Source organism: Pseudomonas sp. Teo4, assembly GCF_034387475.1.
GTDB lineage: Bacteria > Pseudomonadota > Gammaproteobacteria > Pseudomonadales > Pseudomonadaceae > Aquipseudomonas.
Map to the genome: position 1 here is coordinate 871,720 of NZ_JAXCIL010000001.1, position 15,503 is coordinate 887,222.

At 63.8% G+C, this 15,503-nt stretch carries 12 protein-coding genes; 10 read left to right on the forward strand and 2 right to left on the reverse strand.

What is annotated here, in order from left to right:
• Window positions 1-151: 151 nt before the first annotated feature.
• Window positions 152-736 carry a TetR/AcrR family transcriptional regulator gene (locus PspTeo4_RS04325; protein ID WP_322362498.1) on the reverse strand — a complete coding sequence of 195 codons (585 nt, stop codon included), beginning with the start codon at window positions 734-736 and terminating at the stop codon, window positions 152-154.
• A gap of 84 nt (window positions 737-820) precedes the next feature.
• Here PspTeo4_RS04325 and PspTeo4_RS04330 point away from each other — a divergent pair, with 84 nt between their 5' ends.
• The 9 genes from PspTeo4_RS04330 (at window position 821) to PspTeo4_RS04370 (ending at window position 13,067) form a co-directional block, all read left to right on the forward strand.
• A complete protein-coding gene (locus PspTeo4_RS04330) occupies window positions 821-1,570 on the forward strand; it encodes an SDR family oxidoreductase (RefSeq protein WP_322362499.1) in 750 nt (249 codons plus the stop codon).
• Window positions 1,563-2,318 carry an SDR family oxidoreductase gene (locus PspTeo4_RS04335; protein WP_322362500.1) on the forward strand — a complete coding sequence of 252 codons (756 nt, stop codon included), beginning with the start codon at window positions 1,563-1,565 and terminating at the stop codon, window positions 2,316-2,318. The genes PspTeo4_RS04330 and PspTeo4_RS04335 overlap by 8 nt, the downstream gene beginning before the upstream one ends.
• Window positions 2,319-2,705: 387 nt before the next feature.
• A complete protein-coding gene (locus PspTeo4_RS04340) occupies window positions 2,706-4,781 on the forward strand; it encodes a hydantoinase/oxoprolinase family protein (RefSeq protein WP_322362501.1) in 2,076 nt (691 codons plus the stop codon).
• Window positions 4,782-4,803: 22 nt separating this feature from the next.
• A complete protein-coding gene (locus PspTeo4_RS04345; protein WP_322362503.1) occupies window positions 4,804-6,468 on the forward strand; it encodes a hydantoinase B/oxoprolinase family protein in 1,665 nt (554 codons plus the stop codon).
• Window positions 6,469-6,471: 3 nt separating this feature from the next.
• A complete protein-coding gene (locus PspTeo4_RS04350) occupies window positions 6,472-7,674 on the forward strand; it encodes a pyridoxal phosphate-dependent aminotransferase (RefSeq protein ID WP_322362504.1) in 1,203 nt (400 codons plus the stop codon).
• A 25-nt stretch (window positions 7,675-7,699) separates the two neighbouring features.
• Window positions 7,700-8,512 (forward strand): NAD(P)-dependent oxidoreductase, encoded by an 813-nt coding sequence (locus tag PspTeo4_RS04355; RefSeq protein WP_322362505.1) that lies wholly within the window; start codon window positions 7,700-7,702, stop codon window positions 8,510-8,512.
• Window positions 8,513-8,648: 136 nt separating this feature from the next.
• Window positions 8,649-9,845: an FAD-dependent oxidoreductase gene (locus PspTeo4_RS04360; protein WP_322362506.1), complete on the forward strand. Its 1,197-nt coding sequence runs from the start codon at window positions 8,649-8,651 to the stop codon at window positions 9,843-9,845.
• A 24-nt stretch (window positions 9,846-9,869) separates the two neighbouring features.
• Complete coding sequence (locus tag PspTeo4_RS04365) at window positions 9,870-11,555, forward strand: thiamine pyrophosphate-binding protein (protein ID WP_322362507.1); 1,686 nt, start codon at window positions 9,870-9,872, stop codon at window positions 11,553-11,555.
• Between the two features lie 63 nt (window positions 11,556-11,618).
• A complete protein-coding gene (locus PspTeo4_RS04370; protein ID WP_322362508.1) occupies window positions 11,619-13,067 on the forward strand; it encodes an NAD-dependent succinate-semialdehyde dehydrogenase in 1,449 nt (482 codons plus the stop codon).
• 191 nt (window positions 13,068-13,258) lie between these two features.
• Here PspTeo4_RS04370 and PspTeo4_RS04375 read toward each other — a convergent pair whose 3' ends face one another.
• Window positions 13,259-13,984: a FadR/GntR family transcriptional regulator gene (locus PspTeo4_RS04375; RefSeq protein WP_322362509.1), complete on the reverse strand. Its 726-nt coding sequence runs from the start codon at window positions 13,982-13,984 to the stop codon at window positions 13,259-13,261.
• 329 nt (window positions 13,985-14,313) lie between these two features.
• Between PspTeo4_RS04375 and PspTeo4_RS04380 the strand changes: the two genes are divergently transcribed.
• Window positions 14,314-15,462, forward strand: coding sequence for a branched-chain amino acid ABC transporter substrate-binding protein (locus tag PspTeo4_RS04380; protein ID WP_322362510.1), 1,149 nt, complete (start codon window positions 14,314-14,316; stop codon window positions 15,460-15,462).
• Window positions 15,463-15,503 lie beyond the last annotated feature (41 nt).

The following is a 15,503-nucleotide window of genomic DNA, read 5'->3' on the forward strand; positions in this document are numbered from 1 at the left end:
GTGTTGTGTCGTGGTTGTTGGGTGGCGGTCAGGTGTTGCGCTGCGGGCAGCTGCCAAGTGTTGGTGGCTGCACAGTGAGAGGAGTTATAGGGGATATTTCTCAGGTTAAAAAAGAATAAGAATTTATATTCTTATTTCTTTTTGATGAATTCTAAGGGTGCACAGCGGTTTTTCCAGTGCAAACGATCCCTTGTACGAATGTCATCAGCTGTTCCCGCGCAGCCAAACCCCACTGCGCCTGTCCGCACAGCAGGCTCAGCACCGCGTGGGCGATCGAGCGTGCCCGTGGGGTGCTCAACCCGCATTCGGCGGCGACGATGTCACTGAGCAGTCCGCTGTAGGCACGTTTGAGTTGCTCCACATGCTCTGCCTGTTCCTCGTTCAGGTTGACCGCCTCCCGTGTGAGCAGAATCAATTTGTCCGGGTGAGCCTGGCTGTATGCGGCGAAGGCCTGGACGAAGCACTGCAAGCGTTCGCTGGTGGTGCGGGCACCTTTGAGGCATTGTCGGGTTTCATACAGCAGGTCGGTCAGGCTCGATTCGATCAGCTCGAACAACAGCCCCTGTTTACTCTCGATATGATGGTAAAGCGACCCGGCGCGCAGGCCCAGGTGGCTGGCCAGGTCACGCAGACCGATGGCTTGGTAGCCATGGCTGGCGAACAGCGTGCTTGCGGCATCCAGCAAGCGATCGCGGGCATCGGGCGAGGCAATGTGCAAGCGGCTGGAGGCGGGCATGTTGGGACCTGTCGGCGATTTGATGTTTGACCAAATGTAAGACAACAGGCATCTTACGTAAAGACTCAATCGCGGAGGTGTTTTGTGGAAAATCAAACGGTGGTGATCGTAGGTGGTGCGTCGGGTCTGGGCCTGGAGACTGCCCGGTTGATGGTCAAGCGGGGTGCGCGCAAAATCGGCCTGATCGACCGCAACGAGCAATTGCTGGTACAAGCTGCCGAAGCGCTTCGCGGGCAGGGCGCCGAAGTGGCGATCGCGGTCGGTGACATCGCTCGCCAGGAAACGGCCCACGCAGCATTCGCTGAAATCGTCGGCAGCCTGGGGCGGGTTCACTGCCTGGTCAACAGTGCGGCAATCTACCCGCGCAAGGACATCTTCGAAATCACCGACGAAGAGTGGGACCTGGAAAACGCCGTCAACATCAAGGGCACCTATCACATGATGGTTGCCGCGGTGCGCCACATGCAGCAGTACGTCGCCGCGCCTGCGGTGACCGGGCGTATCGTCAACGTCACGTCGGTGGATGCGTTCAAGGCTCACCCGCAGAACGCCCATTACGCAGCCACCAAGGCGGCGGTGGTCAGCTTGACCAAGTCCTTCGCCCAGGCCTGCGCCAAGGACCAGATCCTGGTCAACTCGGTGGCCCCGGCCGGCTTCGCCACCGAGCGCGCCAAGCAGCTGGGCTTCCTCGGCGAACTGGCAGCGGCCAACCCGCTGGGTCGCGCTGCGGAACCGGCGGAAATCGCCGAATGGATCGTAATGATGGGTAGCAGCCGCAACAGCTACGCCACCGGCGAGAACGTGATCGTCAGCGGAGGTTACATCTATGCCTGAAGTTGCATTCCCCGAGGGTTACCAGCGCGCGTTGGTGACCGGCGCCACCAGCGGCATCGGCAAGGCTATCGTGCTGGCACTGCGTGATGCCGGCCTGCAGGTGATTGCCGTGGGTCGCAGCCCGGATGCGTTGGCCGAGCTTGCCCGCGAACCTGGCGTCACCACGCTGGAAGCGGATGTGCGTGACTACCGGGCCCTGAACGCCGCGCTCGAAGGCCAGGCGGTGGATGTGCTGGTGAACAACGCCGGCATCCTGTCTACCCGCGCGGCGTTCCAGGACATCGACGAGGCCGAGATCGACAACATGCTCGACATCAACCTCAAGGCGCCGCTGCATCTGGCGCGCCAGGTGCTGCCGGGCATGGTCGAGCGGGGCAGGGGGCACCTGTTCTTCATCGGCTCTAGCGCAGGCCGCGCGCCGCATCCGGGGGCGGCGGTGTACGGTGCTTCGAAGGCGGGTGTGAGCCTGTTCTGCGATGCCTTGCGCTGTGATCTTCTCGGCAGCGGCGTGCGGGTAACCGAGATTGCGCCGGGCAGGGTGCAGACGCAGTTGTACAAGACCGCCATGGGCATGCAGGCCGCGGGCAGCGAACTGTATGACGGCTACGAGTCGATCCAGCCAGAGGACATCGCCGAGCTGCTGTTGGCGGCGCTGAAAATGCCACGGCAGGTGGATGTGTCGCGGCTTGAGGTATTCCCCACGGCGCAGGCGGTGGGTGGCGGGCGGATGGTCAAGACGGGCGGTTGAGTGCACGTCTTGATGGTTTGGGTGGTTTAGAGATCGAGCGCCGCCCGCGCGGCGCATCGCGAGCAAGGCTCGCTCCTACGTTTGTTTACGGCCAATAACGGCTGTGACAGGCGCGCGCGACCGCCTTGTTTGTACGACGCGATATCGCGCCATGCGCGAAAGCGTTCGCGCGCATTTGGCGCAGGCATAACTGGCCCGAAACAAACGTAGGAGCGAGCCTTGCTCGCGATGCGCCGCGCGGGCGGCGCTCGATTCCACAGGCAACAAAAATTTCAAGGAACAGGTGCTTGACCGCCTGTAAGACAACATATAACTTACATGAAGGCCGCATGCTCTCGCACGAGCGTCGGGTCGAGACAACTACAAAGCATTGCAGGGGATATGACGATGACTGCGACATCATGCCGGGTCGGCGTGGACATAGGCGGGACCTTCACCGATATCGCGCTGGACGTGGACGGCGTGCTGCATTCGACCAAGATCCTGACCGACTACGAGCTGCCCGAGCGGGCCATCCTCACCGGCGTACGCCAGGTGATGGCGCAGGCGGGCCTGACCCTGTCGGACATTGACCAGCTGATCCACGGCACCACCCTGGCCACCAACGCCCTGATCGAGCGCCGTGGTGCCCGTACCGCCTTCATCACCACCGAAGGCTTTCGCGACACCCTCGAGATGCGCACCGAAAACCGCTTCGAGCAGTACGACATCAACATCGCCCTGCCGCCGCCGCTGATCGATCGTGAGCATCGCTACACCCTGCGCGAACGTCTGGATGTCAAAGGCCAGGTGCTGATCGCCCCCGAGCAAGCCGAGATCGACGCCCTGGTCGAGCGCATCGCCGAAGGCAACTACGAAAGCGTCGCCATTGGTTTCCTGCACAGCTACGTCAATGGCGCCCATGAGCGTCAGCTGCGCGATGCCTTGCAGGCGCGCCTGCCGCAACTGTCGATCTCGATCTCCAGCGAAGTGTCGCCGCAGATGCGTGAGTTCGAGCGGTTCAACACCGTGTGCGCCAACGCCTACGTCAAACCGCTGATCAAGTCCTACCTGGACCGCCTGGTGGTGACGTTGCGCAAGGAAGGCGCCGAGTGCCCGGTGTTCATGATCCACTCCGGCGGCGGCATCATCTCGGTGCAGAGCGCCGCAGAATTTCCGGTGCGGTTGGTTGAGTCGGGGCCTGCGGGCGGTGCGATCTTCGCTGCTGACATCGCTCGTCGTTACCAGCTGGAGAACGTGCTGTCGTTCGACATGGGCGGCACCACGGCGAAAATCTGTCTGATCGAAGGCCAGGTGCCGAAGACCGCCAAAACCTTTGAAGTAGCCCGCACCTACCGTTTCAAGAAGGGCAGTGGCATGCCGATTTCCATCCCGGTGGTGGAAATGGTCGAGATTGGTGCCGGTGGTGGCTCCATCGCCAGCATCGACAGCATGCGCCAGATCCGCGTCGGCCCGCACAGCGCGGCCTCCGAGCCGGGCCCGGCCTGCTACGGTCGTGGCGGCCTGGAGCCGACCATCACCGACGCCAACCTGTTGCTCGGTCGCCTCGACGCTGACAATTTTGCCGGCGGCGCATTGCGCCTGAATACCGACAATGCCGCCAATGCCATGGCCCGGGTCATCGGCCAGCCGCTGGGCATGAAGGCCGATACTGCTGCCTTCGGTGTCTGCGAAGTGGTGGACGAGAACATGGCCAACGCCGGCCGTGTGCATGCGGTGGAAAGCGGCAAGGACATTGCCGACTACACCATGATCACCTTTGGCGGCGGCGGCCCGCTGCACGCGGCGCGGCTGTGCGAAAAGATGGGCGTGTCGCGCTTCATCGTCCCGGCCGGTGCCGGCGTGGGTTCGGCCATCGGCTTCCTGCGCGCACCGTTCGGCTATGAGGCTGTGCGCAGTGCCTTCGTGCGTCTGTCCGAGTTCGATGCGGTCAGCATCAACGGCCTGATCGACGAGATGAAGGCCGAGTCACTGGGCTTCCTGCGCCAGGGCATGCCGGATGGCGAGCCGGAAATGGAATGCACTGCGTTCATGCGCTACGTCGGCCAAGGCTGGGAAATTCCAGTGGCACTGCCATTCAAGGCGTTCAGCGCGGCGGATACCGCGCAGTTCAAAGCGCTGTTCGAAGAAGCCTACACCCGCTTCTTCGGTCGTCCGATCGAAGGCCCGGACATCGAGATCGTCAGCTGGTCGGTCAAGGCCAGTTCGCCACTGCCGCCGGTCGAGCACATCGAGGAAGTGGGCGCTGCCTACCGTTCCCATGAAGTTGCGCGCCGCCAAGTATTCGACGTGGCCGCCGGTGGTTTCGTGGAAGCCGGCATCCACCCGCGCGAAGAGCTGCAGGTCGGTGCCCGCGTCGACGGCCCGGCCATCATCGTCGAGCGCGAAACCTCGACCTTCGTCACCTCCAACTTCACCGCCACGGTCCAGCCAGACGGCTGCCTGCTGGTCGTGCGTCGTTAACGCCTGATTCGGAAGCCAGAACATGAGCGATACCCTGATCGACATTCAAATGCAGGTGATGTGGAACCGCCTGGTCTCGGTGGTCGAAGAACAGGCCCTGACCCTGATCCGCACGGCTTTCTCCACCAGTGTGCGCGAAGCCGGCGATTTGTCCGCCGGCGTGTTCGACCGCGCCGGCAACATGCTGGCCCAGGCCGTCACCGGCACCCCGGGCCACGTCAACACCATGGCCGAGGCGGTGGTGCACTTCATCAACGAGATTGGTGAAGACAACATCTTCGAAGGCGATGTGTACGTGACCAACGACCCGTGGAAGGGCACCGGCCACCTGCACGACATCACCATCGTTTCGCCGTCCTTCCACAAGGGCAAGCTGATCGGCTATTTCGCCAGTACCGCCCATGTGGTCGACATCGGTGGCCGTGGCTTTGGCCCGGATGCCCGCGAGGTGTACGAGGAAGGCCTGTTCATCCCGATCATGAAGCTGTTCGAGCGTGGCAAGGTCAACCGCGACCTGATCAACATCCTGCGCAACAACGTGCGTGAGAATGACCGCGTGGTAGGCGACTTCTACGCCTTGTCGGCATGCAACGAGACCGGCCACAAGCGCCTGCTGGACATGCTCGAAGAGTTCAAGCTCGACGACCTGGACCACATCGGTGGCTTCATTCTCGAGCACAGCCGTCGCGCCACCTTGGAATGCTTCAAGTCGCTGCCCCACGGTACCTACAGCAACAGCATGACCCTCGACGGCTATGACGTACCGGTGACCCTGGCGGTGACCATCACCGTCGGCCCCGACGGAATCAAGAGCGACTTCACCGGCACCTCGGGCATGAGCCAGTTCGGCATCAACGTGCCGCTGGGCTATGCCAAGGCCTACGCCTGCTATGGCCTCAAGTGCATCGTCGCGCCGGAAATTCCGAACAACACCGCTTCGCTGGCACCGTTCGAAGTCACCGCGCCGGAAGGTTGCATCCTCAATGCCAAGCACCCGGCGCCGGTGTCGGTGCGCCATGTGCTCGGTCACTTCGTCCCCGACCTGGTGCTGGGTGCGCTGCACAAGTGCCTGCCAGGCCAGGTGCCGGCTGAAGGTGCCAGTGCCCTGTGGAACCTGCACCTGAGCGTGCGCCCGCTGGACAGCAACCCCAACGGTCGCAATGCCGAGATGCTGATGTTCAACAGCGGCGGGATGGGCGCTCGTTCGGCGATGGATGGCCTCAGTGCCACCGCGTTCCCCAGCGGTGTACACACCATGCCGGTGGAAGCCACCGAGCACGCCGGCCCCGTGGTGGTCTGGCGTAAAGAATTGCGCGAAGGCTCCGGCGGAGCTGGCCAGTTGCGCGGTGGTCTGGGCCAGGAGATCGAAGTGTCGGCAGCCGAAGGCTACAGCTTCCGCTTCAGTGCCATGTTCGATCGTATCCAGTACCCGGCACGTGGTCTGGAGGGTGGCAAAGAGGGTGCCGAAGGTTTCGTTGGCCTGGATGATGGCAGCTTGCTACGCGGCAAGGGCCAGCAGTTTGTACCCGCTGAGCGCCGTCTGGTGCTGCGTCTTCCTGGTGGCGGCGGTTATGGCGACCCGCGCCAGCGCGACCGTCAACAGGTTGCCCGCGATGTGCGCGCAGGCTACATCAGCGCCGAGCAGGCGCGTGACGACTACGGCTTCGACGCCGCCCAGGAGCGCTGAGCAATGGAAATCCAAAGCAGCCGCGTACGTGCGGTGAAGAGTTCGCCGAGCATGGCCGTGTCGGTGCTGGCCAAGCAGATGCTGGCCAAAGGCGAACCGGTGATCAACCTGAGCCTCGGCGAGCCAGACTACAACGTCCCAGCGCACATCATCGAGGCCGCCCACCAGGCGATGCTGGCGGGCAACAACCACTACACCGCGCCCAATGGCCTGGAGGCGTTGCGCCAGGCCATCGTCGACAAGTTCGCCCGGGAAAACGACCTGGTCTATGGCCTGGACGAAATCTGCGTGGGCAACGGTGCCAAGCAGTTGTTGTTCAACGCCTTCCTGGCCACCCTGGAACCCGGCGACGAGGTGATCACCCCCGCGCCTTACTGGGTGTCGTACACCGACATGGCGATGCTCAACGGCGGTGTGCCCAAGGTCATTCCGTGCGGCGCCGAGCAGGGCTTCAAGATCAAGCCCGAGCAGTTGGAAGCGGCTATCACCCCGCGCACCCGCTGGGTGATGCTCAACTCGCCGAACAACCCGAGCGGGGCGATCTTCACCCGTGAAGAGTTCGCCGCCCTGGGCGCGGTGCTGGAGCGCCACCCGAACGTGCTGATCATCTCCGACGAGATCTACGAGCACATCGTGTTGGGCGACCAGCCGTTCGTGTCCTTCGTCACCGCGTGCCCGCAGCTGCGCGAGCGCACGCTGCTGATCAACGGGGTGTCCAAGGCCTACGCCATGACCGGCTACCGCCTGGGTTACGCGGCAGGGCCCAAGGACCTGGTCGTGGCGATGAACAAGACCCAATCGCAGACCACCACCTGCCCGTCGAGCATCTCGCAGCTGGCGGCGGTGGCGGCGCTCAACGGCCCGCAGGATTTCGTCCGTGAAGCCAACCGTGAGTACCAGGCCCGTGGTGCGCTGGTGGTCCGGGGCCTGGCCGAGATCGAAGGGCTGACCCTGCAGATGCCCCAGGGCGCGTTCTACGCGTTCCCCAACGTGGCGGCCTTCATTGGCAAGCGCACCCCGGACGGGCAGGTGATCGACAACGACGCGGACCTGTCCGCCTACCTGCTGCGGGTCGGCAAGGTCGCCACCGTGCCGGGTTCGGCCTTTGGCGTGGAACCCTACATTCGCCTGTCGTTCGCCACCTCGCGGCAGGAACTGGAACAGGCCTTGGGGCAGTTGCGCGACGCGTTCGCTGCCCTGGTCTGAGCAACTGGATGAAGTGAGAAAAGACATGAGCAAACCGTTCAAACGCCTGCTGATCACCGGTGCCGCCGGGCGCCTGGGCAGCGTACTGCGCAAGCACCTGGCCGCCTTCGCCGATGAACTGCGCCTGACCGACATCGCCGACATGGGGCCGGCCGCGCCCCATGAGCAGATCATCCGTTGCGACCTGGGCAACTTCGACGACGTGTTGCCGCTGGCCGATGGTGTCGACGCCATCGTCCATGCCGGTGGGGTGCCGGTGGAAGATACCTTCCAGAACATCCTCAACGGCAACATCGTCGGCACCTACAACATCTACGAGGCGGCGCGGCGCAGTGGCGTCAAGCGTGTGGTGTACACCAGTTCCAACCACGCCATCGGCTTCTACGAGCGCACCGAAACCATCGACGCCACGGCGGCCCATCGCCCCGACAGCCTGTATGGCGTGAGCAAGTGTTTCGCCGAGGACCTGGGCCGCTACTACTGGGACAAGTTCGGCATCGAGTCGGTGAACCTGCGTATCGGCTCGTCGTTCCCCGAGCCGCTGGACCGTCGCATGCTTGCCACCTGGCTGTCGTTCGATGACTTCGCCCAGCTCACCGAGCGCTCGCTGCTGGCGCCACGGGTCGGGCACATGATCGTCTACGGCATGTCGGCCAACCGCGAAAGCCTGTGGGACAACCGCCTGGCCTCGTCGATCGGCTATGTGCCCAAGGACAGTGCCGACAGCTACCGCGAGAAGGTCCTGGCCGAGCACCCGCCGCTGGACCCGAACGAGCCTGCTGCGCGCTACCACGGCGGCAACTTCGCCGGCGCCGGGCACTTCGAAGACCCGAAATGACCTGCACTGGCCGCAATCGCCGGCAAGCCGGCTCCCACAAGGATCACTGCAGTACCTGTGGGAGCCGGCTTGCCGGCGATGAGGCCGGTACAGGCTCCACACCTTGATCATCGCAACACAGACAAGAGTGCATCCCATGGCTTCTACCGCTAAACAACAGAACTACGATGTGGTGATCGTCGGCGGCGCGGTCAACGGCAGCGCCACTGCGTATTTCCTGGCCAACAACCCGGACTTCAAAGGCTCGGTGCTGGTCATCGAACGTGACTGGACCTACAACAAGTCGGCCACCGCGCTGTCGAGCAGCTCGATCCGCCAGCAATTCTCCAACCCGATCAACATCGAAATCTCCAAGTTCGGCGCCGAGTTCGTGCGCAACTTCCCCGAGGTGATGGAGGTGGATGGCGACCGCCCGGACCTGGCCTTCCATGAGAACGGCTACCTGTTCCTCGGCGAGGACAAAGGCTACGAGGTGCTGCGTCGCCTGCATGACACCCAGGTGTCCCACGGCGCCGACGTGCATCTGCTCGACCCCGAGCAGCTCAAGCGCAAGTTCCCCTGGGTCAACATCGACAGCCTCGCTGGCGCCAGCTATGGCCAGAGCGGCGAGGGCTGGTTCGACAGCCTGGGGATGCTTCAGGGCTTCCGGCGCAAGGCGCGTTCGATGGGTATCGAGTACATCGAGAACGAAGTGGTCGCTATCCAGCGTGAAGGCGACCGCATCACTGGCGTGCAGCTGGCCAGTGGCGAGCGCATCGGTTGCGGCTTGCTGGTCAACTGTGCCGGCACCCGTGGCACCAAGGTGGCGCGCATGGCTGGCCTGGACATTCCGGTGGAGCCGCGCCGTCGTTCGCTGTTCGTGTTCGACTGCCGCACGCCGCTGGAAGGCACCGTGCCGCTGACCATCGACCCGACCGGTGTGTTCTTCCGCCCTGAAGGCAAGTTCTACCTGGGCGGCACCTACCCGAAAAACGACCCGGAAGTGGACTTTGAAGACTTCGACGTACTGCACGACGAGTTCGATGAAGAGGTCTGGCCGATTCTCGCCGAGCGCGTGCCAGCCTTCGAAGGTATCAAGGTGGTGAACTTCTGGGCCGGGCACTACGACTTCTGCGTACTCGACCACAACGCCATCGTCGGCCCGCACAACGAGGTGAGCAACTTCCTGTTCTGCAACGGCTTCAGCGGCCATGGCCTGCAGCAGGCGCCGGCCATCGGCCGTGGTCTGTCCGAGCTGATCACCTATGGCGGCTACCGTTCGCTCGACCTGGGCGCGCTGTCCTACCAGCGGGTGATCGACAACAAGCCGTTCCTGGAAGACTCGGTCATCTGACCGCACCGCCTGAGGAGAACAACAATGAGCAAGGCTGATGTGAAGCGCAGTGGCGGCCAGGTACTGGTCGATGCACTGCGGGTAAACGGCGTCGAGCGCGCCTTCTGTGTGCCGGGCGAAAGCTACCTGGCGGTGCTCGATGCGCTGCACGACGTACAGGATGAGATCGACCTGATCGTCTGTCGCCAGGAGGGCGGGTCGGCCTACATGGCCGAGGCCTATGGCAAGCTGACCGGCAAGCCGGGTATCTGCATGGTCACCCGTGGCCCTGGTGCCACCAACGCTTCGGTGGGGGTGCACACCGCGTTCCAGGACTCGACGCCGATGATTCTGTTCATTGGCCAGGTGGCCCGTGACCAGATCGAGCGCGAGGCTTTCCAGGAGGTCGATTACCGCCGCATGTTTGGTCAGATGGCCAAGTGGGTGGTGCAGATCGACGACGCGGCGCGCATCCCTGAGTTGGTCAACCAGGCCTTCCAGCGCGCCATCAGTGGTCGTCCAGGCCCCGTGGTGGTGGCCCTGCCGGAAGACATGCTCACCGACCTGGTCCAGGTGCCGGACGCACGTCCCGCACAGCGCGTCGAAGCGGCGCCGGCCCCTGAAGCGCTGACTGAGCTGCAACAGTTGCTGGGCAAAGCGAGCAAGCCGCTGGTGATTGCCGGTGGCGGCGGCTGGAACGCTGCGGCCGTGGCTGACCTCAAGCGTTTCGTGCAAGCGCAGAACCTGCCGCTGGCGGCCTCGTTCCGTTGCCAAGACTTGTTCGACAACACCGACCCGCACTATGCCGGTGACCTCGGTCTGGCCGCTGGGCCCGTGCTGGTCGATGCGGTGAAACAGTCCGACCTGCTGATCGTAGTCGGTGCCCGCCTGGGCGAGATGACTACCGGCGGTTACGCGCTGGTAGATATCCCGACGCCCAAACAGGCACTGGTGCATGTGCACGCCAGCGCCGAGGAGATCGGCCGTGTGTACCAGCCGACCCTGGGCATCAACGCCGGCCCCGCCAGCTTCCTGTCGCAGGCAGCAGCACTGCCGGCTGTAAAGCCTGAAGCCTTCGCCGACTGGACCGCGAGCCTGAACAGCGGCTATCGCGGCAACTTCGAAACCCCGCGCTCGCCCGGCGATGTGCAGATGAGCGAAGTGATCGCCTGGCTGAACAAGACCCTGCCCGCCGACAGCATCCTCACCTGCGGCGCCGGCAACTACACCGGCTGGGTGCACCGTGGTTACCAGCATCGCGCCTTCCGCACGCTGCTGGGGCCAACCAACGGTTCGATGGGGTACGGCGTGCCGGCGGCGGTGGCGGCCAAGCTCACCTATCCGCAGCGTACCGTGGTGGCGTTCGCCGGTGATGGCTGCTTCATGATGAATGGCCAGGAGCTGGCCACGGCGATGCACTACGATGCCCGGCTGATCACCATCGTGGTCAACAACGGCATGTACGGCACCATCCGCATGCACCAGGAGCGCAGCTACCCGGGCCGGGTCTCCGGCACCGAGCTGCACAACCCGGACTTCGCCGCACTGGCTCGTGCCTACGGCCTGCATGGCGAGACGGTGACGCGCACCGAAGACTTCGCCGCCGCCTTCGAGCGCTGCCAGGCGTCGGGCAAGCCGGCGCTGATCGAAGTGCAGGTCGACCCCGAAGCCCTGACCCCGCGTATGACCCTCAGCCAGATCCGCGACAAGGCCCTGCAAGCCAAGCGCTGATTTCGCCTCAGGTGGGGCGCGGTCCGGCCCCACCTTTTTTCTTCTTCGAACGAGCCAATCGACATGAAACTTGCCGATCACGACCTGCTGCGTGAAGTTTGCTATATCGACGGAAAATGGCTGGCGGCCGACAGCGGTCGCCACATCGAGGTGACCAACCCGGCCACCGGGCAATTGCTCGGTACGGTGCCACGCATGGGCGCGGACGAGACCCGCCGCGCCATTGCCGCCGCCGAGCGTGCCTTGCCGGCCTGGCGTGCCCTGGCCGCCAAGGAACGTGCCGCGCGGCTACAGGCCTGGTTCAGGCTGATCCTCGAGCACCAGGAGGACCTGGCGCGGATCATGACCGCCGAGCAGGGCAAGCCGCTGGCTGAGTCCCGTGGCGAAATCGCCTTTGCCGCCGCCTATGTTGAGTTCTATGCCGAAGAAGGCAAGCGCATCTACGGCGATGTCATTCCCTCACCGGCCGCCGACCGCCGCCTGATCGTCACCAAGGAGCCGATAGGCGTCTGCGCGGCGATCACCCCGTGGAACTTCCCGGCGGCGATGATCACCCGTAAGGCCGCGCCAGCGCTGGCCGCTGGCTGTACCCTGGTGCTCAAGCCAGCCTCGCAGACGCCGTTCAGTGCCTTGGCGCTGTGCGTGCTGGCCGAGCGTGCCGGCATTCCTGCCGGGGTGCTCAGCGTGGTCACGGGTGACTCGGCGGCCATTGGCGGTGAGCTGACCGCCAGCCCGACCGTGCGCAAGCTGTCATTCACCGGTTCCACGCCAATCGGCATCCAGCTGCTGCAGCAGTCGGCGGCGACGGTGAAGAAGGTGACCATGGAGCTAGGCGGTAACGCACCTTTTATCGTGTTCGACGATGCCGACCTTGAGAAGGCGGTGGAAGGTGCGCTGATCGCCAAATTCCGCAACAGCGGACAGACCTGCGTGTGCGCCAACCGGTTCTACGTGCAGAACGGTATCTACGAGCGCTTCGTGGCGCGCTTTGCCGAGCGGGTGAATGAACTGGTGGTGGGGCATGGCGATGAGCCGGGCACACAGGTCGGGCCGATGATCGACGGGCGTGCTGCGGCGGGTGTCGAGCGTCTGGTGGGCGAGGCCGTGGAAGCGGGCGCCCGTGTTGTCACAGGTGGGCGTCGACATGCCCTGGGCGAAGCGTTCTTCGAACCGACTTTGCTGGCGGACGTGACGCCGGACATGCGCGTGGCGCGCGAGGAGATCTTCGGGCCGGTGGCGCCGATGTTCCGCTTCAGGGTCGAGGAAGAGGTCATTGCCCACGCCAACGACACCGAGTTCGGGTTGGCCTGCTATGTGTACACCCGGGATGTCGGGCGCGTGTGGCGAGTGTCCGAGGCGCTGGAATATGGGATGGTCGGGGTCAACGTCGGCGTGGTGGCGACCGAGGTGGCGCCGTTTGGTGGGGTGAAGGCTTCGGGGTTGGGCAGGGAAGGGTCGCGCTACGGGATCGAGGATTACCTTGAGATCAAGTATGTCTGCTTAGGGCTGTAGGGCCTGTACTGGCCTCATCGCCGGCAAGCCGGCTCCTGCAGGTATCGCAGGGTACCTGTGGGAGCAACTGTCTTGTGTTGCCTGTACCGAACTCATCGCCGGCAAGCCGGCTCCCACAGGTGTTGCGGTGGTCTCAAGGTTGTCGCGGTTCATGTGGGAGCTGGCTTGCCGGCGATGAGGCCGGAACTGACTCAACCCTTGCTGTCGAGCAACCGCTGATACCGCGACAGGCTCTCTTCCAGATGCTTGCGCAGCGCCGTGCGCGCGCTGTTCATGTCGCCCATGCTGATGGCCGAAAGAATCGCGCCATGCTCGCGGCCGATCTTCTTGATGTGCGCCAGGCGGTTCTTGCCGCTGACCTGGCTGTGCTTGAGGTTCAGGTCGAGGATGATGTCCGGTCCCAAGGCTTCGAGCAATTGCGTGAAGTGCGGGTTGTTGGTGGCCCGGGCAATCGCCAGGTGGAACTCGAAGTCGGCCTTGGCTTCTTCTTCCAGGCTCGAACCATCCAGCGCGTTGAAGCGGTCGAACGCTTCGGTGATCTGCGCCATGCTGGTGGGGCTGCGTCGTTCAGCGGCGCGGGCCACCGATTCGGTCTCGATCCCCAGGCGCAGTTCCAGAATCTGCGCGGCGGCGCGCACGTCGTCTACCACGCTGTCGATGGCGAAGCCGATGCGTTTGACGTCCTGTTCGACCACGAACACACCGACGCCCTGGCGTGCCACCAGGCGCCCACCCAGGCGCAGGGACGCCACCGCTTCACGGATCACCGGACGGCTAACGTTGAATTGCTTGCACAGCTCCTGCTCGGACGGCAGCTTGTCGCCCGGGCCATAGGTGCCATTGTCGATCCGGCTGGACAGCTCCTGAATCACGGTTTCCGCGAGATTGGCGCGGCGCGTGCCTAACGACGCATTCATAGAAAAGTTGCTCCTGAAACTGATTGGCTCATCACGGTTGTTCTCCGGCAGGTTGCGCGCAGCCCGTAAGCCCCATGCGGCGGGATCCGTAGCCAACCAGCGGTGATGTTGTCGCCATATGTTATCAAACATCTGACCAGGTCATGGTACGGCCATCATTTTGGCTGCCGTGAACGTTCGTCGTTCGAAAATTTTTTTACCGACTCCCGTAGTATACACCCATTGACAGTTGCCTGCTGACTGTTATCTTACAAGTGCGATGGCGTTCCGGCCAATTCGCAAGCGGTAAGCGATGTCGAGGTTCGTCCAAATACTACTGGGAGCTGAGCATGTATAAGAAAAACGGAGGGCGTACAGCCCTCGCGACCGCGGTAACTTTGCTGATGGCCATGGGAACGGCGAATGCAGCGGACAGTGAGGTGGTCAGGATCGGCTTCGCCGGCCCCCTGACCGGGCCTTCGGCACACCAGGGACAGGACGTCGAACACGGTATCCAGGTCGCCGTGGAGGAAGCCAACCAGCAACACCTGAAACTTGGCGACAAAGAAGTGCAGTTCAAGCTGGTATCGGAAGACGATGTCGCCGACCCGCGCACCGGCACGGCCGTGGCCCAGCGTCTGGTGGACTCGAAAGTGGCCGTGGTGATCGGCCATTACAACTCCGGCACCAGCATTCCGGCTTCGAAGATCTACGCCGCCGCCGGCATTCCACAAATCTCGCCATCGGCCACCAACCCGACCCTCACCCGCCAGGGTATCCCCTCGGTGTTCCGCGTGGTCAACGACGACGCCACCCTTGGCCGCTACGCCGGCAACTACCTGGTCAGCAAGCTCGACGCCAAGCGCATCGCCATCTTCGATGACCGTACCGCCTACGGCCAGGGCCTGGCCGACGAGGTGACCAAGGCGGTCAAGGCCGCTGGCGGCAACGTGGTGGTGCGTGAGTACACCAACGACAAGTCCACCGACTTCAACGCCATCCTCACCACCGCCAAGGCGCAGAAGGCCGACGCGGTGTTCTTCGCCGCGCTCGACTACCAGGCCGCGCCCATGGCCAAGCAGATGAAGAACCTGGGCCTGAAGGCGCGCTTCATGAACATCGGCAACCTGCCCAACGACTCGTTCAAGCAGATGGCCGGCAGCGCCGCCGAAGGCACCTACGCCTGGAACTACGGCACGCCACTGCTGGACATGCCCAAGGGCGCGGCGTTCGAGCAGAAGCTCAAGGACAAGTTCGGCGTCGGCGTCGTGCAGTCCTCGCCAGCGGCCTATGACGCCACCTGGGCGGCGATCAACGCCATGGTCAAGGCCGGTTCCGCCGATCCGAAGGTGTACCTGCCCGTGCTCAAAAGCGAAAGCTACGAGGGCGTGACCGGCACCATCGCCTTCGACGAGCAGGGCAACCTCAAGAGCCCGGCAGCGACCGTGTTCCAGTTCGCCGATGGCGGCTGGAAGACCCTCTCGGTCGAGCGCGACTGACGCCGGCTGCAGCACCCTCAATAACAAGCGGGCAATGGCCC

Coding starts and splice junctions, on each gene's coding strand:
- PspTeo4_RS04325 (WP_322362498.1), bottom strand. CDS start 736: ATGCCCGCCTCCAGCCGCTTGCACATTGCCTCGCCCGATGCCCGCGAT.
- PspTeo4_RS04335 (WP_322362500.1), top strand. CDS start 1,563: ATGCCTGAAGTTGCATTCCCCGAGGGTTACCAGCGCGCGTTGGTGACC.
- PspTeo4_RS04340 (WP_322362501.1), top strand. CDS start 2,706: ATGACTGCGACATCATGCCGGGTCGGCGTGGACATAGGCGGGACCTTC.
- PspTeo4_RS04345 (WP_322362503.1), top strand. CDS start 4,804: ATGAGCGATACCCTGATCGACATTCAAATGCAGGTGATGTGGAACCGC.
- PspTeo4_RS04350 (WP_322362504.1), top strand. CDS start 6,472: ATGGAAATCCAAAGCAGCCGCGTACGTGCGGTGAAGAGTTCGCCGAGC.
- PspTeo4_RS04355 (WP_322362505.1), top strand. CDS start 7,700: ATGAGCAAACCGTTCAAACGCCTGCTGATCACCGGTGCCGCCGGGCGC.
- PspTeo4_RS04360 (WP_322362506.1), top strand. CDS start 8,649: ATGGCTTCTACCGCTAAACAACAGAACTACGATGTGGTGATCGTCGGC.
- PspTeo4_RS04365 (WP_322362507.1), top strand. CDS start 9,870: ATGAGCAAGGCTGATGTGAAGCGCAGTGGCGGCCAGGTACTGGTCGAT.
- PspTeo4_RS04370 (WP_322362508.1), top strand. CDS start 11,619: ATGAAACTTGCCGATCACGACCTGCTGCGTGAAGTTTGCTATATCGAC.
- PspTeo4_RS04375 (WP_322362509.1), bottom strand. CDS start 13,984: ATGAATGCGTCGTTAGGCACGCGCCGCGCCAATCTCGCGGAAACCGTG.
- PspTeo4_RS04380 (WP_322362510.1), top strand. CDS start 14,314: ATGTATAAGAAAAACGGAGGGCGTACAGCCCTCGCGACCGCGGTAACT.